This is a genomic window from Mesorhizobium sp. LNHC221B00 (genome assembly GCF_000502935.1).
GTDB lineage: Bacteria > Pseudomonadota > Alphaproteobacteria > Rhizobiales > Rhizobiaceae > Mesorhizobium > Mesorhizobium opportunistum.
The window spans coordinates 1-22,679 of record NZ_AYWR01000043.1; the positions used below are offsets into that span (position 1 = coordinate 1).

General features: G+C 64.3%; 22 protein-coding genes and 3 pseudogenes. 17 read left to right on the forward strand and 8 right to left on the reverse strand.

Annotated features, from left to right (window positions below; translation table 11 throughout):
- Positions 1-512 (reverse strand): DNA polymerase Y family protein (locus X741_RS01000000167320; RefSeq protein ID WP_245272810.1); only part of this gene is annotated, 512 nt, incomplete at its 3' end.
- Positions 454-1,548 (reverse strand): RecA protein-like protein, encoded by a 1,095-nt coding sequence (locus X741_RS1000000171295; protein WP_023780794.1) that lies wholly within the window; start codon positions 1,546-1,548, stop codon positions 454-456. The genes X741_RS1000000171295 and X741_RS01000000167320, both read right to left, overlap by 59 nt.
- Positions 1,549-1,728: 180 nt before the next feature.
- Between X741_RS1000000171295 and X741_RS137515 the strand changes: the two genes are divergently transcribed.
- From X741_RS137515 to X741_RS137505, 3 genes are all read left to right on the forward strand, one after another.
- Entirely contained in the window at positions 1,729-2,151 is a 423-nt protein-coding gene (locus tag X741_RS137515; RefSeq protein ID WP_013892171.1) for a metallopeptidase family protein, read from the forward strand.
- A 225-nt stretch (positions 2,152-2,376) separates the two neighbouring features.
- The gene (locus X741_RS137510; protein ID WP_031250724.1) at positions 2,377-2,688 is read left to right on the forward strand and encodes a type II toxin-antitoxin system RelE/ParE family toxin; all 312 of its coding nucleotides are present in this window, start codon (positions 2,377-2,379) and stop codon (positions 2,686-2,688) included.
- Between the two features lie 13 nt (positions 2,689-2,701).
- A complete protein-coding gene (locus X741_RS137505; protein WP_013892172.1) occupies positions 2,702-2,983 on the forward strand; it encodes an XRE family transcriptional regulator in 282 nt (93 codons plus the stop codon).
- An 18-nt stretch (positions 2,984-3,001) separates the two neighbouring features.
- Here X741_RS137505 and X741_RS137500 read toward each other — a convergent pair whose 3' ends face one another.
- Together X741_RS137500 and X741_RS137495 are read right to left on the reverse strand one after the other, a co-directional pair.
- Positions 3,002-3,208, reverse strand: a complete 207-nt coding sequence (locus tag X741_RS137500; protein WP_031250725.1) for a DUF1737 domain-containing protein — start codon at positions 3,206-3,208, stop codon at positions 3,002-3,004.
- 49 nt (positions 3,209-3,257) lie between these two features.
- Positions 3,258-4,133 (reverse strand): CoA ester lyase, encoded by an 876-nt coding sequence (locus X741_RS137495; RefSeq protein WP_023780798.1) that lies wholly within the window; start codon positions 4,131-4,133, stop codon positions 3,258-3,260.
- Positions 4,134-4,581: 448 nt separating this feature from the next.
- On the opposite strand from X741_RS137495, the gene X741_RS137490 reads away from it, so the two are divergent.
- From X741_RS137490 to X741_RS01065, 4 genes and pseudogenes are all read left to right on the forward strand, one after another.
- The gene (locus X741_RS137490) at positions 4,582-6,126 is read left to right on the forward strand and encodes a DUF4173 domain-containing protein (protein ID WP_023780799.1); all 1,545 of its coding nucleotides are present in this window, start codon (positions 4,582-4,584) and stop codon (positions 6,124-6,126) included.
- Positions 6,127-6,129: 3 nt separating this feature from the next.
- On the forward strand, positions 6,130-6,822 hold the full coding sequence (locus X741_RS137485; protein ID WP_023780800.1) for a response regulator transcription factor: 693 nt from the start codon (positions 6,130-6,132) through the stop codon (positions 6,820-6,822).
- Positions 6,813-8,420: an ATP-binding protein gene (locus X741_RS137480; protein ID WP_023780801.1), complete on the forward strand. Its 1,608-nt coding sequence runs from the start codon at positions 6,813-6,815 to the stop codon at positions 8,418-8,420. The genes X741_RS137485 and X741_RS137480 overlap by 10 nt, the downstream gene beginning before the upstream one ends.
- A 68-nt stretch (positions 8,421-8,488) precedes the next feature.
- Positions 8,489-9,731 (forward strand): annotated as a pseudogene (locus X741_RS01065) (FAD-binding oxidoreductase).
- Positions 9,732-9,822: 91 nt separating this feature from the next.
- Here the strand turns inward: X741_RS01065 and X741_RS137475 are convergent.
- The gene (locus tag X741_RS137475) at positions 9,823-10,248 is read right to left on the reverse strand and encodes a GNAT family N-acetyltransferase (RefSeq protein ID WP_023780803.1); all 426 of its coding nucleotides are present in this window, start codon (positions 10,246-10,248) and stop codon (positions 9,823-9,825) included.
- Between the two features lie 159 nt (positions 10,249-10,407).
- Here X741_RS137475 and leuD point away from each other — a divergent pair, with 159 nt between their 5' ends.
- From leuD to X741_RS137450, 6 genes and pseudogenes are all read left to right on the forward strand, one after another.
- On the forward strand, positions 10,408-11,013 hold the full coding sequence (leuD, locus tag X741_RS137470) for a 3-isopropylmalate dehydratase small subunit (protein WP_023780804.1): 606 nt from the start codon (positions 10,408-10,410) through the stop codon (positions 11,011-11,013).
- A 141-nt stretch (positions 11,014-11,154) separates the two neighbouring features.
- A complete protein-coding gene (locus X741_RS137465) occupies positions 11,155-12,093 on the forward strand; it encodes a hypothetical protein (RefSeq protein ID WP_031250728.1) in 939 nt (312 codons plus the stop codon).
- Between the two features lie 269 nt (positions 12,094-12,362).
- Complete coding sequence (locus X741_RS137460; protein ID WP_023780806.1) at positions 12,363-12,746, forward strand: RidA family protein; 384 nt, start codon at positions 12,363-12,365, stop codon at positions 12,744-12,746.
- Between the two features lie 18 nt (positions 12,747-12,764).
- Positions 12,765-13,116 (forward strand): annotated as a pseudogene (locus X741_RS01040) (VOC family protein).
- Between the two features lie 207 nt (positions 13,117-13,323).
- Positions 13,324-14,427 carry a 3-isopropylmalate dehydrogenase gene (leuB, locus tag X741_RS137455; protein WP_023780808.1) on the forward strand — a complete coding sequence of 368 codons (1,104 nt, stop codon included), beginning with the start codon at positions 13,324-13,326 and terminating at the stop codon, positions 14,425-14,427.
- Between the two features lie 6 nt (positions 14,428-14,433).
- The gene (locus tag X741_RS137450) at positions 14,434-14,916 is read left to right on the forward strand and encodes a GNAT family N-acetyltransferase (RefSeq protein WP_023780809.1); all 483 of its coding nucleotides are present in this window, start codon (positions 14,434-14,436) and stop codon (positions 14,914-14,916) included.
- Here X741_RS137450 and X741_RS137445 read toward each other — a convergent pair.
- On the reverse strand, positions 14,906-15,610 hold the full coding sequence (locus tag X741_RS137445; RefSeq protein ID WP_023780810.1) for a DUF805 domain-containing protein: 705 nt from the start codon (positions 15,608-15,610) through the stop codon (positions 14,906-14,908). The two genes, X741_RS137450 and X741_RS137445, sit on opposite strands and share 11 nt — an antisense overlap.
- 140 nt (positions 15,611-15,750) lie before the next feature.
- Here X741_RS137445 and X741_RS137440 point away from each other — a divergent pair, with 140 nt between their 5' ends.
- Together X741_RS137440 and X741_RS137435 are read left to right on the forward strand one after the other, a co-directional pair.
- Positions 15,751-17,169: a glycosyltransferase gene (locus X741_RS137440; RefSeq protein WP_031250729.1), complete on the forward strand. Its 1,419-nt coding sequence runs from the start codon at positions 15,751-15,753 to the stop codon at positions 17,167-17,169.
- An 82-nt stretch (positions 17,170-17,251) separates the two neighbouring features.
- Positions 17,252-17,818, forward strand: a complete 567-nt coding sequence (locus tag X741_RS137435; protein ID WP_031250730.1) for a DUF3291 domain-containing protein — start codon at positions 17,252-17,254, stop codon at positions 17,816-17,818.
- A gap of 80 nt (positions 17,819-17,898) precedes the next feature.
- On the opposite strand, the gene X741_RS137430 is transcribed toward X741_RS137435, so the two are convergent.
- Positions 17,899-18,783 carry an AraC family transcriptional regulator gene (locus X741_RS137430; RefSeq protein ID WP_031250732.1) on the reverse strand — a complete coding sequence of 295 codons (885 nt, stop codon included), beginning with the start codon at positions 18,781-18,783 and terminating at the stop codon, positions 17,899-17,901.
- A gap of 81 nt (positions 18,784-18,864) precedes the next feature.
- On the opposite strand from X741_RS137430, the pseudogene X741_RS1000000171300 reads away from it, so the two are divergent.
- Positions 18,865-19,022 (forward strand): annotated as a pseudogene (locus X741_RS1000000171300) (IS5/IS1182 family transposase); the annotation flags it as partial.
- Between the two features lie 96 nt (positions 19,023-19,118).
- On the opposite strand, the gene X741_RS137420 reads toward X741_RS1000000171300, so the two are convergent.
- Positions 19,119-20,981, reverse strand: a complete 1,863-nt coding sequence (locus X741_RS137420) for a DEAD/DEAH box helicase (RefSeq protein ID WP_023780815.1) — start codon at positions 20,979-20,981, stop codon at positions 19,119-19,121.
- 586 nt (positions 20,982-21,567) lie between these two features.
- Between X741_RS137420 and X741_RS137415 the strand changes: the two genes are divergently transcribed.
- Complete coding sequence (locus tag X741_RS137415; RefSeq protein ID WP_013892196.1) at positions 21,568-22,602, forward strand: aspartate-semialdehyde dehydrogenase; 1,035 nt, start codon at positions 21,568-21,570, stop codon at positions 22,600-22,602.
- Positions 22,603-22,679: the final 77 nt, after the last annotated feature.

Here is a 22,679-nt window from a genome sequence, read left to right on the forward strand (position 1 = left end):
GCCATGAGGGCACCCGCCGTGCGCAGGCCGACGCTTTCCAGGCTGGTGCGGGTTTCCGGCGCTATGCGCAGTGCCGCCAGCGGCAAGGGCGCGAGCAGGGCCTCCTCCTCGCCTGACACGACGATGCGGTCGCCGCAGAAGCGCGCCGCCGCCCAGGCCGCGCCCGGTGTCGCGGCAAGCCCGGCACGGACGGCAAAACCCTGATGAAGGAAGCGCGACAGGATGTCGTCCAGCATGGCGCGTTCGCCGCCGAACAGGTGGGTGCAGCCAGTGACGTCGAGAAACAGCCCATCGGTGCCGTCGATCGCCACCAGCGGGGTGTAGCGGTCGCACCAGTCGGCAAGGCCTTCGAGCAGGCGCCGGTCGGCCTCGGGATCGGCCTCGACGATGTCGATCGACGGGTACATGGCGCGCGCGTCGGCAATGCCCAGGTCGCGTTTCAGGTGCAGCGCCTCAGCCCGCTCGTCGAGGGCCGAGATACGCTGTGCGTTCCCTTGGCGGTGGCTGATCACGAGCGGCGGGTGAGATGGCGTCAGGTGATCCGAAGGCCGGGAACGCCAGGACCGCCCCAGACGCTGGCGCAGGATTCTTTCCACCGCCAGATAGGGGAACCACAGGGACAGGATCCTTTGCCCGGTCTCTTTCGCGCCTTCTTTCGTCGCCCGCTCTTTCATCGAATCCGCGTTCATCGGGGTTCCACTCCAGTGTGAATTGTCCAGGCAGGGCCGTGCGGCTCTTGCCGATGGTGATGGTGAAGGCCGGACGGCCGATCGAACCGGCGAGCGGCCCGGCGACCGTGGCGCGCGGTACCGCCGGCGCCGACGCGACGATGAGGCGGACGGGCGCCGCCGTTGGCTCGGGCCCGGCTGCCTGCCGCAGCAGGAACACCGGTCGGCCGGCACTCATCGCCCGCGCATGCAGCCGGCGCGTCGCGGTCAGGTCCAGCCGCTGTGGATTGCCGCGGATTTCCAGGATGACAGCAGCGAGCGCCGTCATCCTGGCGGCCTCCTCGGCGACCCACAGCGCATCGACAAGCCTGGGCGCCTCGGAAAATAGCAATTGCTCCGGCTCGATGCCGAACGAGGCATGCAGCCCCCTGGCATAGGGAAAGCCGGCCTCGCGGAAGATTTCAGTGGTGCCGATCCATAAGATGGGCAGCCCCCGGGCCTGCTTGAGGATCAGGCTGGTGAGCGACAGGGCGAAACCGGCGACGGCCCCGGCATCGCGGGTTTCCAGGCCATGGATTTCGCTGAGCGCGGCTTTCGGCAGGCCGCCGCTCAGGGCAGCATCGAGGCGGTCGACGCCGATTGGCAGGAAGGCATCCGGCGCCGCCGCGGCAAGGCCGCGGCGGATGATCGTGAGATCAAGGCTGGAGGTGGGATCGGCATTGGGTGCGAGATCAATGCTAGAGGCAAGATCGGGGCTGGCGCCAGCACCAAGGGGCGCGGCGGCCGGCGCCTGCAGGCGCTCGGGCAGCGTTCCCTCGATCTTCGCAATCTGGCGGCGCAGGGCAAAAACAGTCTCCCGCGCCACGGCGGTCATCGCCATGACGGTCAGCTTCCACTCACAATTGTTCCCGTTATGTTCTAATAGATTCCAGAGGCGGTCCGAAGAGTCAAGCAGAGTCACAAGGAATTTATTCCTGACTGTCTGCAAGCGGGGTGTACCGGCCGCACCGTTTGCCGATTCCGGTGCGAAAGCCTATATGCCGGGATCAAAGGACAAAGCATGGCTCGCATCTACAAAACCCGCACCTGGCACGGTGAACTTGCGCCCTCGATGGAGGAGTTGGAGTTCCTGGCGCTGGAGGCCTACGCCCATCTGCCGGAGGAGTTTCGCAAGCTGACCGGCGAGATCGTCATCCAGATCGCCGAATTCCCGACCGACGAGATCATGGACGATTTGTCGCTGGAAACACCGTTCGACCTGCTCGGCCTGTTCGAGGGACGCGGCATCGCCGAACGCTGGAACCCGCAGACCGGCGAAGGCCCGAACCGCATCACGCTCTATCGCCGCGCCATGCTCGACTACTGGGCCGAAAACGAGGAAACGCTGGGCGACATCATCACCCACGTGCTGATCCACGAGATCGGCCACCATTTCGGCCTGTCGGACGACGATATGGAGCGGATCGAAGAGGCTGCCGAGTAGGCTGTGCCGATATTCAGGTGAGGCCGGCCTGCAAATGGTGATCCCCTGCGCTTCCGGTGCTCACGTACCCAAAAGTACGCTCCGCTCCGGTTCTCGGGCACCACCATTTTCGACTCGGCCTGACCTGAATCTCAACACAGCCTGCGTCGGAGCAGGCCGAGAGCCGATCACGTGGCGTCATCGCCTTGTAAATTATACAAGTTTTGATATAAGATTCGCATGCCGGTGAAGCGACTAGAGTTTCTTGGAGATTCCCTTGCGCAGCTCCGGGATTTTCCAGAAGCGGCGCGCAAGGAAACGGGTGTCCAGTTGCATAAGGTTCAGCTCGGGTTTGAGCCAAGCGACTGGAAGCCGATGACGACAGTAGGCCCCGGCGTGCGGGAGATCCGCGTCCGTGACGATGCCGGCGCGTTCCGGGTGCTTTATGTCGCGAGCACAGGTGACGCTATCTATGTGCTGCACGCCTTCCAGAAGAAGACGCAACAAACGGCGAAACGAGATCTGGATCTTGCCGTATCGCGGTTCAAGCAAATCTAGTGGAGGTATGACGATGGAACGCCAGAGTTTCGAGAACGTGTGGGACGCGCTGGAAAATACTCCAGCCGAGGCCGCCAACATGACCATGCGTTCCAATTTGCTGATCGCGATTGAACAGCGGGTGCGCAGTTGGGACGTTACCCAGGCCGAAGCGGCCAACCGGCTCGGGATTACCCAACCGCGCCTCAACGACCTCCTGCGGGGCAGGATCGCCAATTTCAGTCTGGACACCTTGATCAACCTTGCCGCGCTGGCCGGGCTTACCGTGCGTCTTGAAATCGCCGAGGCTGCCTGATGCTGTCTTTGATCGAGCCTACCAGTCGCTGAGCTTGGTATCCGGCCCATATTCCTGGCCCTCGACGTCCTTCACCACGACCTGGCCGCAGCGCATGGTCTTGGCCTTCTTGTCATAGGCGTAGGTCGGCGAGCCGAACAGGTGCCAGCCCTTGTTCAGCGCCGCCGTCACCTTGTGGCAGAAGCTGGCATCGTCGGGGGCCGTCAGAAAGCGATACAGTTTCATTTTCCAGTCCTGTCGTGAATATTCATAGCCCGCGAGCATAGGGCCGATATCATGCGGCGATGGCGGCTGCCTTCGCCAGCAGTTTTTCAGCCTGCGTCAGGTGCAGCCGCTCGACCATCCTGCCATTCAGCGCGATCACGGCCTTGCCGGCATTTTCGGCAAGCGAGAAGGCGTCCTTCACCGCGCGCGCCTCGGCCACCGCTTGCGCTGTTGGCACGAAGGCGCGGTTGGCGGCTTCGATCTGGGCCGGGTGGATGAGGGTCTTGCCGTCGAACCCCATGGCGGCCGCTTCCGTGCATTCGCGGGCGAAAGCGTCGAGGTCGCGAAAATCATTGGCGACGCCGTCGAGCATGTCGAGGCCGCCGGCGCGCGCGGCCAGCACCATCTGCATCAGCCAAGGCACGAGGTAGCGGCGGTCCGGCGTCGCCAGCACGCCGGTGTCCTTGACCAGGTCATTCGTTCCGGCAACGAAACAATCAAGGCGCGAGGCCGGATCGCGGCCAAGTTCGGCGATCGCGCCGATGTTGAGCAGCGCCTTGGGCGTCTCGATCATCGCCCATAATTTTACGCTATCGGGGGCAAAATTGTCGTCGAGCATATCGCCGGCCTCGAGCAGGTCGCGCGGCGTATCGACCTTGGGCAACAGGATGCCGTCGGGATCGCAGCTTGCGGCGGCCAGCAGGTCATCGGCGCCCCATTCGCTGGACAGCGCATTGATGCGGACGATCATCTCGCAGCGGCGATCGGCATCGGCGAAGATCTTCGCCAACTTCCCGCGCGCGGCGATCTTGTCGGCCGGCGACGAGGCATCCTCCAGGTCGATGATGACGGCATCGCACGAAAGCTGCGCGATCTTGGCCAACGCCTTGTCGTTGGAGGCCGGGACGTAGAGCACCGAACGGCGCGGATGGTAGGTTTCGGTCATGCCCCGATCTATGCCGCGTGTGGTTGGTGGAGGCAAGCAAGCAGGGGCTGGCGTTTCACCCTCCCCTTGTGGGGAGGGTCGCTGCGAAGCAGCGGGGTGGGGGTGCGGCACTGACCCCCACCCGGACCTGCGGTCCGACCTCCCCACAAGGGGGAGGTAGAAGTCGCCCTCCTCGTCCCTGCACGAAAACTGCACGCGACTGCGGGAAACCTCCTTGCATCCGCCGCACGGTTTCCCTGCCGGCCTGCGAGACAGGCGGCATGCAAAAGCGAGCAAGCCCCCGTCTGCCCTACCGGTTGCGCAGTGAATGCTGGTGGCTGGCCGATCCGCCGCGCGCGGATCCCACCGCCATGCTCATTCCCTTTGTCCGCAAGAGCCCGCCGCCAATGCGGCCGGATGCGATCAGACCAGAAGCTGCCAGGCCAGAAGCAGCCAGGAAGGTCGGTTCATGATATCGTTTTTCACAGCGGCACCAAGCTATTGCAGCCGCTTCGGCATAGCCGTGCTGCTGGTCGTGCTGGCGGATTTCCTGTTCTACGGCCAGCCGGTCGGCATCACGGTTTTGCTGTTCGCCATCCTGATCGCCGCGGCGGTCGTGGCCGTGCATCCCGCGGCCTTCAGCGATAGCAGGGTCTGGTTGAAGCCCGCCGCCCTGCTGGTCGCCCTGCTGCCGCTCGCCGAAAATGCCAGCGCCTTGTCCGTCTCGATCGCGCTTGCGGCCCTTGTCGTGTTCGCGCTTTCGCTGAGCGGGCGCCTGCGGCACGGTCCCACCCGCATTGCCCGGCAGATCGCCCTGTTTTGGCTCGTGGCGCCGTTTCGGTTCGTTGGCGATTTCATCCGCTGGCGCAGGACAGCGCGCCGGTTCGGCCGGCGCCGCGTCCGGCTGGCGGCGATCGCCGTCTGGGTGATGCCGTTGACGCTGGGCGCCTTCTTCCTGGCGCTGTTCGGCGCCGCCAATCCGGTCATCGGCTACTGGCTGTCGCTGATCGACCTTCTGAAGCTGCTCGATCTCATCCATCTGGCGCGCGTTGCCTTCTGGCTGTTCGTGCTCGCCGGCGTCTGGGCCTTTTTGCGGCCACGCCTGCCGCGATTTCGTCAGCGCGCTTCCCGGCCAAACCATGTCCCGGCTGCTCAGCCGGCGACCAATCCGCAAGTTCACGTCATTGAGGATATCGTTTTCGGCAAGGCGGCCATCCTGCGCGCGCTGATCGTCTTCAACGTGCTGTTCGCGCTGCAGACCGGGCTTGACGTCACCTATCTGTGGGGCGGGGTCGTCCTTCCCGACGGCTTAAGCTACGCCGCCTATGCGCATCGCGGCGCCTATCCGCTTGTTGCCACCGCGCTGCTTGCCGCCGGCTTTGTCCTCGCAGCGCTGCGGCCCGGCAGCGAAACTTCTGCCGATCCGGTCGTTCGCCGGCTGGTCTATGCCTGGGTGGCGCAGAACATCATGCTGGTGATCTCGTCGATCCTGCGGCTCGATCTCTATGTCGGCATCTATGCGCTGACCTACTGGCGTATCGGGGCTTTCATGTGGATAGGGCTGGTGGCGGCGGGCCTTGCGCTGATCATCGCCCGCATCGCCCTGCGAAAATCCAACGAATGGCTATTCTCCGCCAATCTTCTGACGTTATCCCTGGCGCTTTATGGCTGTTGCTTTATCAACTTCGCGGCAACGATCGCCAATTACAATGTCGACCATTCCCTTGAAATGACCGGCCAGGGCATTCCCCTCGACGCCTGGTATCTGCGCTCGCTCGGCCCGGGCGCGTTTCCGGCGCTCGACCGGTTCTTCGATCACCAGGACAAGACGCCTGCCGCCGGCGCTGTCCGCGAGCTGGAGCGTGTGCGCGACAGCGACGAAAGCTGGTATCGCAGCGTCCAGAACAACTGGCGGGCCTGGAGCTTTCGAGACTGGCGCCTGCTGCGCGATCTCGACAGCAAGGGGTCGCTCGTGCTTCCTCAGCCCTCGCAACCTACCGCGCCGGACCGCTGATCCATGCCGCATCACATCCTCGTCGCCGACGATGACCCGCATATCCGCGAGGTGATTTGCTTCGCCCTGGAAAAGGCCGGCATGAAGACGGCTGCCGTTTCCGACGGCGCGGCCGCCCTGCAGGCGATCGAACGGCACACACCTGACCTGGTCGTGCTCGACATCGGCATGCCGGAGATGGACGGGCTGGAGGTCTGCCGGCGGCTCAGGCACACATCCGATGTGCCGGTGCTGTTCCTGTCGGCGCGAGACGAGGAGATCGACCGCATCCTCGGTCTCGAAATGGGCGGCGACGATTATGTAACGAAGCCGTTTTCCCCGCGCGAGCTGGTCGCCCGCGTCAACGTCATTCTGCGGCGCGCCCGGCCGATGGCGCCCGAACCGGCCGACGACAGGCAGTTCGCGCATGGCAAGCTTATTCTGGTGCCGGCCAGCCACGGCGCCGCCTTCGATGGCAAGCCGCTGTCGCTGACGGGTATAGAATTCTCGATCCTGAAAAGGTTTCTGGCGCGGCCGGCGCATGTGCTCGACCGCGACGCGGTGATGGCCAATGCCTATGCCGGCAAGGTCCATGTCGCCGATCGCACCGTCGACAGCCATATCCGCAACATCCGCGCCAAGCTGGCGGCGGCGGGTTGCCTTGATGCCATCGAGACGGTGCACGGCGTCGGCTTCCGGCTCGGCCGATGCGGCTGACCAGTTCGCGCAAATGGATCGGCCGCAAATGGCGGCCACGGCTTGCCACCGTCGTCGTCGCTATCCTGGTCATGGTGATGGCGCTGCCGCTGGTCGGCCTGTTCTTCTTCCGCCTCTACGAGAACCAGCTGATCCGCCAGACCGAGGCGGAACTGATCGCGCAAGGCGCGGCCATCGCCGCCATCTACGCGCAGGACGTTCGCGACGCCGGCATCGCGCCGGAAAAGCTTGGCGCGCCGACACCTGGGACAAATGGGATCTCAAGCCGAAGCACCAATCCCGACGGCCCCTACCGGCCGATCGAGCCGCGCCTCGATCTCGCCTCGGATTATGTGCTTCCGACCCGGCCGGCGGCGACGCCCGCAATCGCCGATCCCGCCTTCGCCGCGATCGGAACGCGCCTGTCCGGCATTCTCGACGCCACGCAGAAAACCACGCTGGCCGGTTTCCGGCTGCTCGACCCCCGGGGCGTCGTCATTGTCGGGCGCGGCGAGGTCGGGCAGTCGCTCGGCGAGGTCGAGGAGGTGCGCGCCGCGCTTGGTGGCCGCTATGCCAGCGCGCTCCGGCTGCGCATTCCCGACCAGCCGACGCCGCCGCTCTATTCGGTCAGTCGCGGCACCAGGGTGCGTGTCTTCGTCGCTTTGCCGGTGGCCGTCGACGGCAAGGTCGCCGGCGTGGTCTATGTGTCGCGGACGCCCAACAACATCGTCAAGCATCTCTATGGCGAGCGCGGCAAGGTGACCCTGGCGGCGATCGCCATCCTCGGCGGCACGCTGCTCATCGGCCTGGTCTTCCTGCGCACCGTCAGCCGGCCGATCTATGCGCTGATCGACCGCACCGAGCGCATTGCCGCGGGTGACCGCAATGCGATCCGGCCGCTCGACCACCACGGCACATACGAGATGGCCGAGCTTTCCGCCGCCTTCCTCGACATGGCCGAAAAACTGCAGGCGCGATCGGACTCGATCCAGACTTTCGCCACCCATGTCTCGCACGAGCTCAAATCGCCGCTGACGGCGATCCAGGGCGCGGCCGAGCTGCTGCGCGATTCCGGCTCGGCGATGGACGATGCCGAGCGCCGGCGCTTTTCCGACAATATCGTCACCGATGCCGGTCGGCTCAACCTGCTGGTGCGGAAGCTGCTCGACCTGGCACGGGCGGAAAATCTCGCGCCCAGCGGCCAAAGCACCTCGATCGGTGCAGCGCTTGCCCTGCTCCCGGTCGACACCAGGCTGGCAGTTCGCGTCGAGGCCGGCGGCGATCTGGCCCTGCGCATGTCGGCGGAGAACGCGGCGATCGTGCTGGGCAATCTCATCGATAATTCGGCCCGGCACGGCGCGACGCAGGTTTCGATCGTCGCCGCAAGCGCCGGCGGCAAGGCGACGGTGCTGGTCGGGGATGACGGCGCCGGCATTTCGCCGAGCAACCGGGCACGCATCTTCGAACCGTTCTTCACCACGCGGCGCTCTACCGGCGGCACCGGCATGGGCCTCGGCATCGTGCTGGCCCTCCTGAAAGCGCATGATGGCATGATCCGGCTGGTTGACAGCGAGCCCGGCACGCGCTTCGAGATCATTCTGCCGGTAGTAAGAGAGTGAGCATGATCTTTCCGAAAACCGGCGGCCACTTTTCGGGATCATGCTCTAGGCTTGGAGAGGCATAAAGCGTGCGCTACGACATCGTCATCATCGGCGGGGCCATCGTCGGGTCCTCCATCGCCTATTACCTGCGCGAGGAAGGGTTTTCCGGCTCGATCGCGCTGATCGAGCGCGATCCGCAATTCGCGCACGCGGCAACGACGCTGTCCATGGCCTCGATCCGCCAGCAATTCTCCATTCCGGAAAACATCCGGCTGTCGCAGTTCACGCTGAAACTGTTCCGGCGGCTGAAGGAAGAGTTCGGCACCGATGCCGACATCGGTTTCCGCGAGGGCGGCTACCTCATCCTTGCCGGAGAAGCCGGGCTGCCGATCCTGAAGGCCAATCACGAGGCGCAGATCGCCGAGGGCGCCGACATCGTGTTGGAGGACGCCGAGCAGCTCACGCGGCGCTTCGCCTGGCTGTCGACCGAAGGCATTTCCGCCGGCGCCTATGGCCGCACCGGCGAAGGTTGGTTCGACGCGCATGCGATGCTGACGCTGTTCCGCAGGGCGCTGCGCGACAAGAAGATCGATTTCATCACCGCCGATGTCACCGGCATTGCGCGCGATGGCAACCGCATCACCGGCGTCAGCCTCGACAATGGCCAGGCGCTGGAAGCCGGCATCGTCGTCAACGCCGCCGGGCCGAATGCCGGCAAGGTCGCGGCTTTTGCGCGGCTCGAGCTGCCGGTCGAGCCGCGCAAGCGCAACGTCTTCGTTTTCGAGGCGCGCGAGAAATATGCCGACATGCCGCTGCTGGTCGACCCCTCCGGCATTTATGTGCGCCCGGAAGGCTCGGTCTACCTCACCGGCGGCGCCGAACCCGAAGAGGGCGACGGCCCGGCCGCGCCCGGCGATTTCGAGGTCGACTGGCCGCTGTTCGAAGAGGTGATCTGGCCGGTGCTGGCGACCCGCATTCCGGCCTTCGAGGCGATCAANGGTCGACTGGCCGCTGTTCGAAGAGGTGATCTGGCCGGTGCTGGCGACCCGCATTCCGGCCTTCGAGGCGATCAAGGCGACCCGCGCCTGGGCCGGCCACTACGACTACAACACGCTCGACCAGAACGCGGTGATCGGCCCGCATCCCGAGGTTGGGAATTTCATCTTCGCCAATGGGTTTTCGGGTCACGGGCTGCAGCAGGCGCCGGCGGTCGGCAAGGCGCTGGCTGAACTCATCGTGCATGGCAGTTACCGGACGGTGGATTGCGCGGCGTTCGGCTATGGCCGGGTTGCGGAAGGAAGGGCGTTCCGGGAATTGAACGTGATTTGACGCCGGCAGACCAGGAGGGGCGCGCGAAGGACCGCTGCGCAGCGTTTTTTAATTCTGTAGCCCTGCCAGCCAGTAGCCACTGGAGAAAAAGTCAGCCCCTCCGGCCGAACCAGAAGGCATCGGGCATGCGCTTCATGCCGATGCGCTCGTAGAAGCCGACGGCGTCGGGCATCGAAATCAGGCTGATGGCGACGGAGGGGCCGAGCTGCCGCCGTGCCTCGTCCATCAGGCCCTTGCCGATGCCGAGACCCTGCGCCGATCGGGAGACGGCGAGCTCCGATATGTAACAGACCCAGGAGAAATCGGTGACGGCCCTGACGACGCCGATCAGCGGCTTGCCCTCCACGTCGAGACGAGCGGTCAGCACCGGGTTGGCGCCTGAAAGCATCGCCTGCAGGCGCGCGTCGTCATCGACGGGCCGCGTCTCGCCGAGGCCGGATTCCACCAGCACACGGCGGAATTCGGCGATGTCGAGCGCTGCTTCGCGCGCGTACAGGACGAGGGGGTTTTGAGCCATGTCCGCCAGACTGCATCATCGGGCGGCCAATTCGAAGCTGTTTTTTGCGCGGCCGGCGTGTGGCTTCCTCATATAAACGATTGCCTTTTATTTGCCCGCGGCTTTGTGTAAACCGTGCCTCAGCAAATTCCCCCCGCAACGAAAAAACGGGCCAAAGCCATGGAAAAATTCACCAAGCTCACCGGCGTCGCGGCGCCGATGCCGATCGTCAATGTCGACACCGACATGATCATTCCGAAGGATTATCTCAAGACGATCAAGCGCACAGGGCTTGGCACCGGCCTGTTCGCCGAAATGCGCTACAAGGACGACGGCTCGGAAAACCCGGATTTCGTGCTCAACAAGCCGGCCTACCGCAAGGCGCAGATCCTGGTCGCCGGCGACAATTTCGGCTGCGGCTCGTCGCGCGAGCACGCGCCGTGGGCGCTGCTCGATTTCGGCATCCGTTGCGTCATCTCGACCTCGTTCGCCGACATCTTCTACAACAACTGCTTCAAGAACGGCGTGCTGCCGATCACCGTCAGCCCCGAGGATCTCGAGAAGCTGATGGACGATGCCTCGCGCGGCTCCAACGCCACGCTGTCGGTCGATCTCCAAGCCAAGGAAATCCGTGGCCCGGACGGCGGCGTCGTCACCTTCGACCTCGACGATTTCAAGCGGCACTGCCTCTTGAACGGCCTCGACGATATCGGCCTGACCATGGAGAAGGCCGGCGCCATCGCCTCGTTCGAGAAGAAGAACGCCGAGCAGCGTCCCTGGGCCTGAGCGACGCGGAAGGATAGGCCCGGCTCGTTCAGGCCGGGTTCGCGGCGACTGAAGGGAGGGACAGCCATGACACGTTCGCTTCTCGAGCGGTTCCCCGTTTCCCGGAAACGCCGAACCGCTCTGCCTCCTTGTTTCGACGCAATTCCCAGGGGAATTGCTCTCGCCGGCGTTTGCGGACTGGCCTTGTTGCTGATGCCCGCCGCGAGCGCGTTTGCCCAGACTGAGACACCGGCCGCGCAACCGGCGCCGTCGGCCGAAAAGCCGGCCACCGACCAGGGGACGGGAACGGGCGCCGCCGATGCTGCCGACGATGACAACCAGGGCCCGATACCCTTCGAGGGCGGCCAGTTGACCATCACTCAGCCGGAGCAAGATGGCGAGAAGGTGCTGGCCTATGACGGCAAGCAGCTGGCCAGCAACTACGACGTCTTCTTCGACAGAATAGTCGAGGTCGGCGGCGTCAAGGTGGCGCTGTTCGATGTCGGCGATGGCGGCAATCAGTGCGGGCCGGCGACGGTGATCGTCTGGAAGCCGGAAGGCGATACCATCCAGAGCACGACGGTCGAACAGGACGAGTGCGGCGCGCCGCCCTCGGCGGTGTCGGACAACGCCATCTATTTCGTGCCCTATCTGTTGCCGGGCGATCAGAAGCCGGCTTTGCAATGGTCACCGACGGACGGGCTGACGATTTCGGGCAATCTGACCTACATGCCTGAGCCCGGCACCGACTGGAAAGACATCGATCCGGAAAAGTACCAGAACATCATCGACGCCTTCCACAACGAGGCCGTCTACAAGCAAGCCGAGACGCTGCTCGGCAAGGACATGCCCGACATGGCGACCAGCCTGCTGGTCGGCGGCGGCACGGAAAAGACCGCGTCCGGCGCCTTCTACGCCAGCGGCTGCGTGCCGCATGATTGCGGCGGCAATGACGGCTTCATGGCCGTCGACCCGGCCCAGCACAAGCTCTACTTCGCCCGCCGCGGCGACAATGGCCAGCCGAACACCTGGCCTGACGCGAAGACCTGGCCGGCCGATGTGAAGGCGGCGCTGGACAAGGCGCTGGGCGAAGCGAATTAGAACGGGCTCCTGCTGTGAGGCCGCGATCCTTCGCGCCCCCCTCTGTCCTGCCGGACATCTCCCCCTCAAGGGGGGAGATTGGCTGTTTCGGCGCTCCGCTCGTTCCTGCAATAATTGGCGAAAGCCGGGACGACTACAATCTCCCCCCTTGAGGGGGAGATGCCTGGCAAGGCAGAGGGGGGCGCTGTCCCGCCGACATCAACCGCTTTGGCCCATGGTCAGCCCAGCCCTTTCCCTGCAAAATGCCACTAACATCCGCGAGGCCTTCCATGCGCAAACTCATCACCACCGGTTCGCCGTTCGAAAAGACCGCCGGCTATTCGCGCGCGGTGGTGCAGGGCGACTGGTGCTTCGTGTCCGGCACGACCGGCTACGACTATGCGACCATGACGATGCCGGAGACGGTCGAGGCGCAGACGCGCAATTGCCTGGCGACGATCGGCAAGGCGCTGGAGGATGGCGGTTTTGCCATGGCCGATGTGGTGCGGGCGCACTACTACATCACCGACCAGGCGTTCGTGGACGTGGTGTTCCCGATCCTGGGCGAGACGTTCGGCGACATCCGGCCGGCGGCGACGATGATCGTCTGCCAGCTCAACAAGCCGGAAATGAAGATCGAAATCGAGGTGACGGCGCTGCGGCGCTCCGCCTAGGGACGTTGAGGCCCAGCCATGAAGGTCCGGCGCATGGTCGCCAATATCGCCACGCAAGACATCGCGGCGGCGAAGCGCTTCTATCAGGACGTGCTTGGCCTCGACGTCCTGATGGACCTTGGCTGGATCGCCACTTATGGTTCCGAGGCGGAGATGCAGGTGCAGGTCTCCTTCATGGCGCAAGGCGGCTCCGGCACGCCGGTGCCGGATCTCTCGATCGAGGTCGACGATGTCGAGGCGGCGCTCGAAGGCATGAAGACGGCAGGCTTTGCCATCGAATACGGGCCGGCCGACGAGCCCTGGGGCGTGCGCCGTTTCTTATGTGCGTGATCCCTTCGGCCGGCTGGTGAATATTCTCTCGCATCGATGAAGCTCAGGCGCTGGGAATTGCGAGACGCTGGCGGGACAGCGCCCCCCTCTGTCCTGCCGGACATCTCCCCCTCAAGGGGGGAGATTAGCGGTCTCACCGTTCCGCCAAGGCAGAGGGGGCGTGAAGGATCTCGGCGCTCGTCCCCTTGCGTCGCAAGCGCTTGGCGTTTAGCAAAGCGCCGGTTCAAATCTTTCTGGGACGGTTTTCATGGCAACGAAGCATCTTTTCCTGCTCCCCGGTGACGGCATCGGCCCCGAGGCCATGGCCGAGGTCAAGAAACTGATCGCGGCCATGAATGAAAAGCTCGGCAGCGACTTCGCCACCGACGAAGGCCTGGTCGGCGGCTGCGCCTATGATGCGCATGGTGCCGCGATTTCGGATGCCGACATGGCAAAGGCTATGGCGGCGGATGCGGTGCTGTTCGGCGCCGTCGGCGGGCCGAAATGGGATGCCGTGCCCTACGAGGCGCGCCCCGAAGCCGGCCTGCTGCGGCTGCGCAAGGACATGGAGCTGTTCGCCAACCTGCGCCCGGCCATCTGCTATCCGGCGCTGGCCGCTTCCTCCTCGCTGAAGCAGGAGGTGGTCGAAGGCCTCGACATCCTGATCGTGCGCGAATTGACCGGCGGCGTCTATTTCGGCGAGCCCAAGCAGATCATCGACCTTGGCAACGGCCAGAAGCGCGGCATCGACACCCAGGTCTACGACACGTTCGAGATCGAACGCATTTCGGGCGTCGCCTTCGAGCTGGCACGGACGCGCAAGAACCACGTTACCTCGATGGAAAAGCGCAACGTCATGAAGTCGGGCGTGCTGTGGAACGAGGTTGTCACCCAGACGCACAAGGCTAGATATTCCGACGTCAAGCTCGACCACATGCTGGCCGATGCCGGCGGCATGCAGCTGGTGCGCTGGCCCAAGCAGTTCGACGTCATCGTCACCGACAATCTGTTCGGCGACATGCTGTCCGACATCGCCGCCATGCTGACTGGCTCGATCGGCATGCTGCCGTCGGCCTCACTCGGTGCGCCCGACGCCAAGACCAAGAAGCGCAAGGCGCTCTACGAGCCGGTGCATGGCTCGGCGCCGGACATTGCCGGCAAGGGCATCGCCAACCCGATCGCCATGATCGCTTCCTTCGCCATGTGCCTGCGCTATTCCTTCGGCATGGTCGATGAAGCCGACAGGCTGGAAGGCGCGATCGCCGCCGTGCTCGACCAGGGCCTGCGCACAAAGGATATCTTCTCGCCCGGCATGACCGAGGTTGGGACGGTCGAGATGGGCGACGCGATTATCGCCAAATTCCTGGGCTGATCCACCATGGCGGTCGCCGTCCGTTGGGCGACGACTGGCGACGCCAGCGCACTTGCCCCCATGCTGTGTGCGATGGCGGTGCACTATAAGCAATCGCCGCTCGACCCGGACCGGGCCCTGTCGGCGGCGCGCAAATGGCTTGGCGAGGAAAGCCCGGCCTATCCGCACTTCGCGCTCGCCTTCGTCGACGGAGAGGTCGGCGGGCTGGCGTCGGTGGCGATCGCGCATCCGGGTATCGATCTCGAGCGGCTGCTGTTCCTCAAGGATCTGTTCGTGCTGGACGGAACCCGGGGCGGCGGTGTCGGCCGAGCGCTGATCGGCTTTCTCGCCGGCCATTGCATGCGCGAAGGCATCGGCCGCATCGACCTGACCACCGAGGACTGGAACGAGGGTGCGCTGCGTTTCTACGACCGGCTTGGCGCTGAGCGCCACGGCCAGAAGATCTTCCTCAGATTGTCTGGCGCCGCCTTGAAGAAGATCAAACCCTGACGCCCGCCGGCACCGGTCCCCACTGGTTTTCGCGCCCCTGCGTCGGGATCAGGGCGAAGACCAGGATGATCAGGCTGCCGAAGGTCGGGATGAGGATCAGCAGGCAGAGCCAGCCGGTCAGGCCGAGGTCGTGCAGGCGGCGCACGATCATGCCGAGGCTAGGCAGAAAGGTGGCCAGCAGGAACATGCCTAAAAGCCCGATCGTCATCGCGGGCATCTCGGAGCTGTCGAAATTGCCCATTTCGATATCGGCGAAGATGCCGATGCCGCCGATGATCAGCAGGCAAACCGTCCAAAACAGGCAATAGCCCCAATATTCCTTGCGGCGGGCGCGGCCGGCAAAATTGAAGTAGTTCTGGGTCACGCCCCGCCAGAAATAACCCCAGAGGTCGCTGGGTTCGGCCGGCTCGGAGGAGCGGCCGAAATGCCGTGCCTGCGATGGGGCGGCTGCGGGTGCCGCACCAGCTTGAGCCGGTGCGGCGCTCAAAGCGGCGTCGGCAACCGGGCTCGCAGCGGCGATCGAAAAAACATCGCGCGCCTGGCCGCCGCCCGGTTGGAACTCGACCACCGTCCCCTTGGTCATTGCGGTTTGCCGGCGCAGGTTCTCGCGGGTGAAGGTGTAGCGGTTACCGTCGGCTCCGGTGATGAAGCCGAAGCCCTGGTCCTCGTCATAGTGAAGAACTTCGCCGCGCATGCGCCACCCCTGTCGCCAATGTCCCTGCCAAGGTGTCGCATGGGGCCGCGCCCATGGGCAAGCCATGCGCCATGGCTACCATATCAGCGGCAAATGAAGCATAAGGCGTCAGAAGCAGCCATCCTCGCCCAAAGCAGACAATGACAGCCGAGTGCCCTGATGCCAGTGTCGCGACGCAAGCCGGCGAGGCCGAGAGGCCTGCCCCCTCTGTATTGGCGATCGACGCCACCGGCTTGATGCTCTGGCCACCCGGCAAGGGGCTGGCCGGCATCCCGCGGGTGGAAAGCTTTCTCGTCAACGCGGCGCTGGCGGATCCTGACCCTTGCGTGGAGGTGGTCGCGTTCAGGTCCGGGGACGGCCGGTTCGGACCGCTCGCACCCTATGAACAGGACCATGTCGCGGCAGGCGAGATTTCACCGCCTCATGTCACACGGTGGCCAGGAAGGCGCGCTGCGCTTTCGCAGGCCTTCGAGGCCGTGAGGCAATATCCATCGGGCAAGCGCGAGACGGATCGCCATCTGGCCAAGACGGTGACCAATGGCCGTAAGGGGATCGTCTATCAGGCGACCCGGCTGCTTATCCGCGCCTATCGTCTCTACCGGCGGACCAAGGTCCGCCTAAGCCAGCAGATTCCACCCCTGCCGGTCGAGGTTGAACGCGGCCTCGTGCTGATCAGCCATCATATCCTGACCCAGGAAGACCGGTCCGCCGTCTCCGGCGACGCCGGCAAGCTTGCCTTCCTCTGCCACGATATCATCCCGGCGTTGCGTCCCGATTTGCTTGGAGCGGGCACTGGTGAACGCCGCTTCGGGTCTTATATCGAACACCTCGTGCGCTTGGGCGCGCCGGCGTTCTGTGCCTCCAACGAAGTCGGCGTCACGCTGACCGACCACATGCGCAAGGCCGGCATCGCCGCGCCGGTCGTGTACCGGTTCCCGATGCCCTCGATCCTGCACGAGACGGCATCGCGCATGGGCGCGACGTCGCGCATCGAGACCGGCGAGCCATTCGTGATCTACTGCTCGACCATCGAAGTGCGCAAGAACCACATCCTGCTGGCGCGGATCTGGCAGCAGGCGCTGGAAGAAGGGGTGAAGCTGCCAAGGCTTGTCTGCGCCGGGCGCTGGGGCTGGATGATCGAGCCGCTGCGCGCCTTTCTCAAGGCGCATCCCGAACTGCTCCGGTCGATCACCTTCACCGGGCTGGTCAGCGACGAGCAGCTCATCCAATATTATCGCAGCGCCACCTTTGGCGTTTTTCCCTCGCATATCGAAGGCTGGGGCTACGGCGCTTCGGAATGTCTCGATTTCGGCGTCCCGGTCATCGTGTCGACGGCGCCGTCGCTGATCGAAGCGACCGGCGGGCTGATGCCGGCGATCGATTCCAATGACCAAGCCGGCTGGTATGCGGCTATCTGCAGGATGACGGAGGACCACGCCTGGCGCTCGTCGCTGGCCGAGCGCATCGCCAAGCAGCACCGCCCGACGCCTGCATCGGCAAGCTGGGCCGCCATCAAGGCCGGCCTGCATGCGTCGGTCTCCCGGGCTTCGAACGCCTGACCGAACCGGCCGGTTTCGATCCGTTACTGGCCTGGAACAATGGAGAAAAACGAGTGCAACATGGCTGTTTGGCGGAGGTAAAATGAAGAGCAAAAGACTTGCCCTGTACACTTTCGGCATATTCCGTGCTCCAGCCAGTGATCCCGTGAACCAGGGCTTTCATGACCGCAACGATCGCAATTTTCTGATCGCCGAAACGAGCGTGGGATTCATCGCCAGATCGGGCTATGATGAAGAGCCCGGCCCCGAAAGCTGGGGCGTGCAGGTCTTTCCGCGCTTCTATAGTGAACGTGGAGACGGTTGGTCGCCATCGACGTTGTCGCTGTGGAAAGACCTGGCATCGCCGATGGCATTCTCCTATGCCGGAATTCATAGGGAGGCGATGAGGCACGGACGAGAATGGTTTCTCAAACCCGCCTGGCCGCCCTATGTGCTGTGGTGGGTCGAGCGGGATTATACGCCCACCTGGACGGAAGCCGTGGTCCGACACGAATTTCTTCACGACCACAAGGCCAGCCCTTTTGCCTTCGATTTCAAGACATGTTTCGATGAAGACGGCCGCCCGGTGACAATCGACAGCCAGGTGGTCAAGCAAAACATGCGCTTGAATGAAGAACGCCAGCAAATGATCCAGATCGTGAACTCATAATGCGGAATGGCCGAGATGGGAGTGACAGCGGCCTGTCCGTTTCTTGCCGTCGGAAGGGACAGGCCGCTTGCCCTGCCGAGCTATTTCAGAGGCAGAAAGAGTTCAACGACCACTTCGCGTAGCGGCCCCTCCGGGAAGTGGGACAGATGTCGTTGACAATAGATTGGAAAGTCGCGTGCTTCCTCGCCGCTGGCAGGAAGCCACTCACGATAAAGGTAAAGTGCTGCGGGTTCGAGATTGTTGGTATTGCCGGGGTAGCGCAGCACCGCACAGCGTCCGCCAGGGATCACGCCAGCCTTCATCTGCGCGTCATTCGCCTCGATCGGTTGGTCGGTCCCGGCACAGATGTCCATGCTGTAGTCAGCCGGAACCGCAGGTTCCCTTTCGGAACGAAAGACGTTGAAGGTCGGGCTTGTCTCGGGCGACAAGCCCGCGGCCTTACGCCAGGCGATGAACCGCTGGATGGTGTCCTGGAGCGTCGCCCGGTCTCCGCGATGCTCCATGATCGCCACCGGCGTCGGGGGCACATCGCGGATCGTCACGTCGGTGTGATCAAAGATTATCTGCATGAGCGTGTTCCTTGCTTTTTCGAGGGGCCCGAAGGCCATAAGCCACGACCCCCAGTCGGGAGATTTCCGGAACGACGAGGGCGATTGTCCGAACCGTTGCCGAAAGGCGCGTGCGAAGGCATCCGGCGCGTCGTAGCCGGCATCCATCGCGATATCGGTGACGCTTTGGGTGTCACTTTCGGCAAGCCTGTATGAAGCGCGCTTCATGCGGGCGAGCTGGACATAGCGATGCACGGACAACCCGAAGGTGGACGTGAACTGCCGATGGAAATGGTATTTCGAGAACGCCGCGACACCGCTCAACGCCTCCAGGCCCAGATCGTCATCCAGATGCTGGTCGATGTGGTCCAGCACCCGCTGCATTCGGGCTTGGTAGTTTTCAAGTGCTGCCTTCAACGCTCTTCCTCCGTGGCGACACCAACTAGGCCTTTCCGGATATGTCGCGCTCGACCGATCTTGCGATTTTGGCATGGATCAACAGGGGCCTGGACACCATGGCGCGATCTGCCAGCGCGCGACGGCCCGGGCACGATCAGCCACAATCGCTTTGTGCGCTGCTGAAAGGCGGAGGCCGCATGATGGATGCCATCGCGGCAGCACAAGGCGGCGACATCCAAATGATCGACAGCGCGAGTGCAGTTCACCGTTTCACGGAAACGGCAACCCACTCTATCTCTTGGCTTTGATGCGATTGCGGACGGGAACCCGTTTCACACTTTTCGCCATCATGCTCAAACTGGCCGCTTCTTCGCCTTCTTGTGCTTCGGCGGGCCGGCATTGTCGAATTTCGGCTTGCCCGGCTTCTTCGCCCACGGCTTTGCCTCATGCGCGGCGGCGGGGCGTTCGGCTGCCGGGGCACGTTTCTCGAACTTGTGCTTCGGTGCGTTGGGGTCGAACGGCGCCTTGCCGCGATGCGGTTTCTTGTCGGGGCTTGGCGGCTGGTAGCCGGCCCGCGACAGGTCCGGCGTGCCGTCCAGCCGCTTGACCACGATGTTGCCCTGGAGTTTGCGGTCGGGACCGATCGCCGTCAGGAAACGATCGGCCCAGTCGGCGGCGATCTGCACGAAGGTTTCTTCCGGCTGCATCTTGATGGCGCCGATCTCGCGCTTCGAGATGCTGCCGGTGCGGCACAGCATCGGGATCAGCCAGCGCGGCTCGGCATTCTGCCGGCGTCCGATCGACAGCGAAAACCAGACGCTGGCGCCGAAATCGTCGCGCCGGCTGGGTGCCTCGTCGCGGCGCGCGAAACCTTCGCCCGCCGGTCTTTCACGCGAGGGCGTGAACGGCGCGACATCCATGAGATCCTCGGGCGCGGAGCGGCTGGCGCGGCACTGGCGCACGAAGGCGGCGGCCACCTGCTCGGCGCCATGCTGGCTCAGAAGCGCGTCGATGAAGGCGCGCTCGTCGTCCTTGACCGGCTCGTCGAAGACCGGATCGGCAAGGATGCGCTCGTCGTCGCGCCGGATCACGTCGTCGGCCGATGGCGGGCTTGCCCATGTCGCGGTCAGCTTGGCGCTCTGCAGCAGGCGTTCGGTGCGCCGGCGGGCGCTGTTGGGCACGATCAGCGCGCTGACGCCCTTGCGCCCGGCGCGCCCGGTGCGGCCGCTGCGGTGCAGCAGCGTTTCCGGGTTGGTCGGCAGGTCGGCGTGGATGACCAGTTCGAGATTGGGCAGGTCGATGCCGCGCGCCGCGACGTCGGTGGCGATGCACACCTTGGCACGGCCGTCGCGCATCGCCTGCAGCGCATGGCTGCGCTCGTTCTGGCTGAGCTCGCCGGACAGCGCCACGACCGAAAAGTTGCGGTTGTTGAAGCGGGCGGTGAGATGATTGACGGCGGCACGCGTGTTGCAGAACACCAGCGCGTTCTTCGCCTCATAAAAACGCAGCACGTTGATGATGGCGTTCTCGCGGTCAGCCGGGGCGACGCTGAGCGCCCGGTATTCGATGTCGAGATGCTGTTTTTCCTCGCCGGCGGCCGAGATGCGCACGGCATCGCGCTGATAGCCCTGGGCGAGCGTGGCGATCGAGCGCGGCACGGTGGCCGAGAACATCAGCGTGCGGCGCTCGGCGGGTGCTGCGTCGAGGATGAATTCGAGATCCTCGCGAAAACCGAGATCGAGCATCTCGTCGGCCTCGTCGAGCACGACGGCTTTCAGCGCCGACATGTCGAGCGAGTTTCGGGTTATGTGGTCGCGCAGCCGGCCGGGCGTGCCGACGACGATGTGGGCGCCGCGCTCCAGCGCGCGCCGCTCGGTACGCATGTCCATGCCGCCGACGCAGGATGCCACCGTGGCGCCGGTCAGCTCGTAGAGCCATTCGAGTTCGCGCGTCACCTGCAGCGCCAGTTCGCGCGTTGGCGCCACCGCCAGCGCCAATGGCGCTGTGGCTGGGGCAAAGCGTTCCGCACCGTCGAGCAGCGTCGGCGCCATGGCAAGGCCGAAGGCGACGGTCTTGCCGGATCCGGTCTGCGCCGAGACCAGCGCATCGGCCTGGCCGAGCTCCAGGACCGCCTTCTGCACCGGGGTCAAGTCGGAATAGCCGCGTTTTTCCAGCGCCTTTGCCAGCGCGGGAACAAGTGCTTCGAAGTTGGACATCTTACTCTTTCGGAATTCGAGGTTCTGCGCTCATCATGGGAGCACGAGCCGGGGCCGGCATCGCCAGCCAAACAATCTTGCCCGTTCGTACTTCCTGCCGCCGCTCTTGTACAGGGCAAGCGGCACCGGCCTTCCTTCTCCCCTTGTGGAGAAGGTGTCGCCGAAGGCGACGGATGAGGGGTGCTCCAGGGAACACCAACGCCTCACTCCGCTGGAGCACCCCTCATCCGTCTCGGCGCTGTCGCGCTGATCCACCTTCTCCCACAAGGGGAGAAGGCAGAGCAGCACACGCAATTGACTCTTTTACCAAACCGCGTAAAAGCCGGCTTTGAACGGGATTGTTTTCGATGCGCGGCCTTCTGACGGCTCTTCTTGCATTCGACGCCCCCAGCCACAATGTAAGGCATTGGGCTGGGCGCTCAGACGCGTCCGTCCGTTCCAGCAAAACCATGGCCAAAACCATCACCAAAACGGTGTGATTCCCTTGGCCTAACCACCCTCTCCCGGGTTCGGCCCGGGGGACGGAACCCGCATTGGCCGGCGGGTTTTCTCCAAAAAACCAAGCGGAGAGGGACAGGAGATTTCGATGAGTTTCAAGGTTGCAGTCGTCGGCGCCACGGGCAATGTGGGTCGGGAAATGCTCAACATACTGGAAGAGCGCGGCTTTCCGGTAAGCGAAGTCGTGGCGCTCGCCTCGCGGCGCAGCCAGGGCACGGAAGTGTCGTTCGGCGACCGCACGCTGAAGGTCAGGACGCTCGACCAGTATGATTTTTCCGACACCGACATCTGCATCATGTCGGCCGGCGGCAACGTCTCCAAGGAATGGTCGCCGAAGATCGGCAAGCAGGGCTGCGTGGTCATCGATAACTCGTCGGCCTTCCGCTACGACCAGGACGTGCCGCTGATCGTGCCGGAAGTGAACCCGGACGCGATCTCGCTGTTCACGCGCAAGAACATCATCGCCAACCCGAACTGCTCGACGGCACAGCTGGTCGTGGCGCTGAAGCCGCTGCACGATGCCGCCACCATCAAGCGCGTCGTCGTCGCTACCTATCAATCGGTTTCCGGCGCCGGCAAGGAAGGCATGGACGAGCTGTTCACGCAGACGCGCGCGGTGTTCGTCGCCGACCAGGTCGACGTCAAGAAGTTCACCAAGCGCATCGCCTTCAACGTCATCCCGCATATCGATGTCTTCCTCGACGACGGCTTCACCAAGGAAGAGTGGAAGATGGTGGCCGAGACCAAGAAGATGCTCGACCCCAAGATCAAGCTGACCGCGACCTGCGTGCGCGTGCCGGTATTCATCGGCCATTCGGAAGCGGTCAACATCGAGTTCGAGAAGCCGATCACCGCCGACGAGGCGCGCGATATCCTGCGCGATGCTCCCGGCTGCCAGGTCTTGGACAAGCGCGAGGATGGCGGCTACATCACGCCGCTGGAATCGGCCGGCGAAGACGCCACCTTCATCTCGCGCATCCGCGAGGATTCGACCGTCGACAACGGCCTGTCGATGTGGATCGTCTCCGACAATCTGCGCAAGGGCGCGGCGCTCAACGCGGTGCAGATCGCCGAGCTGCTGGTCGAGCGCGGCCTGATCCAGCCGAAGAAGAAGGCGGCATAACTTTTCCGCTCACGGGCCGCACCGCCGCTTGCGCGGCTGGCCCTGCGCGGGCGCGCCGGACGACCGGCGGCCCGCAG

Excerpts from the sequence above, each read along its gene's own strand:
- X741_RS1000000171295 (WP_023780794.1), bottom strand. The coding sequence starts at position 1,548 with ATGGCGATGACCGCCGTGGCGCGGGAGACTGTTTTTGCCCTGCGCCGC.
- X741_RS137515 (WP_013892171.1), top strand. The coding sequence starts at position 1,729 with ATGGCTCGCATCTACAAAACCCGCACCTGGCACGGTGAACTTGCGCCC.
- X741_RS137505 (WP_013892172.1), top strand. The coding sequence starts at position 2,702 with ATGGAACGCCAGAGTTTCGAGAACGTGTGGGACGCGCTGGAAAATACT.
- X741_RS137500 (WP_031250725.1), bottom strand. The coding sequence starts at position 3,208 with ATGAAACTGTATCGCTTTCTGACGGCCCCCGACGATGCCAGCTTCTGC.
- X741_RS137495 (WP_023780798.1), bottom strand. The coding sequence starts at position 4,133 with ATGACCGAAACCTACCATCCGCGCCGTTCGGTGCTCTACGTCCCGGCC.
- X741_RS137490 (WP_023780799.1), top strand. The coding sequence starts at position 4,582 with ATGATATCGTTTTTCACAGCGGCACCAAGCTATTGCAGCCGCTTCGGC.
- X741_RS137485 (WP_023780800.1), top strand. The coding sequence starts at position 6,130 with ATGCCGCATCACATCCTCGTCGCCGACGATGACCCGCATATCCGCGAG.
- X741_RS137480 (WP_023780801.1), top strand. The coding sequence starts at position 6,813 with ATGCGGCTGACCAGTTCGCGCAAATGGATCGGCCGCAAATGGCGGCCA.
- X741_RS137475 (WP_023780803.1), bottom strand. The coding sequence starts at position 10,248 with ATGGCTCAAAACCCCCTCGTCCTGTACGCGCGCGAAGCAGCGCTCGAC.
- leuD (WP_023780804.1), top strand. The coding sequence starts at position 10,408 with ATGGAAAAATTCACCAAGCTCACCGGCGTCGCGGCGCCGATGCCGATC.
- X741_RS137460 (WP_023780806.1), top strand. The coding sequence starts at position 12,363 with ATGCGCAAACTCATCACCACCGGTTCGCCGTTCGAAAAGACCGCCGGC.
- leuB (WP_023780808.1), top strand. The coding sequence starts at position 13,324 with ATGGCAACGAAGCATCTTTTCCTGCTCCCCGGTGACGGCATCGGCCCC.
- X741_RS137450 (WP_023780809.1), top strand. The coding sequence starts at position 14,434 with ATGGCGGTCGCCGTCCGTTGGGCGACGACTGGCGACGCCAGCGCACTT.
- X741_RS137445 (WP_023780810.1), bottom strand. The coding sequence starts at position 15,610 with ATGCGCGGCGAAGTTCTTCACTATGACGAGGACCAGGGCTTCGGCTTC.
- X741_RS137440 (WP_031250729.1), top strand. The coding sequence starts at position 15,751 with ATGACAGCCGAGTGCCCTGATGCCAGTGTCGCGACGCAAGCCGGCGAG.
- X741_RS137435 (WP_031250730.1), top strand. The coding sequence starts at position 17,252 with ATGAAGAGCAAAAGACTTGCCCTGTACACTTTCGGCATATTCCGTGCT.
- X741_RS137420 (WP_023780815.1), bottom strand. The coding sequence starts at position 20,981 with ATGTCCAACTTCGAAGCACTTGTTCCCGCGCTGGCAAAGGCGCTGGAA.
- X741_RS137415 (WP_013892196.1), top strand. The coding sequence starts at position 21,568 with ATGAGTTTCAAGGTTGCAGTCGTCGGCGCCACGGGCAATGTGGGTCGG.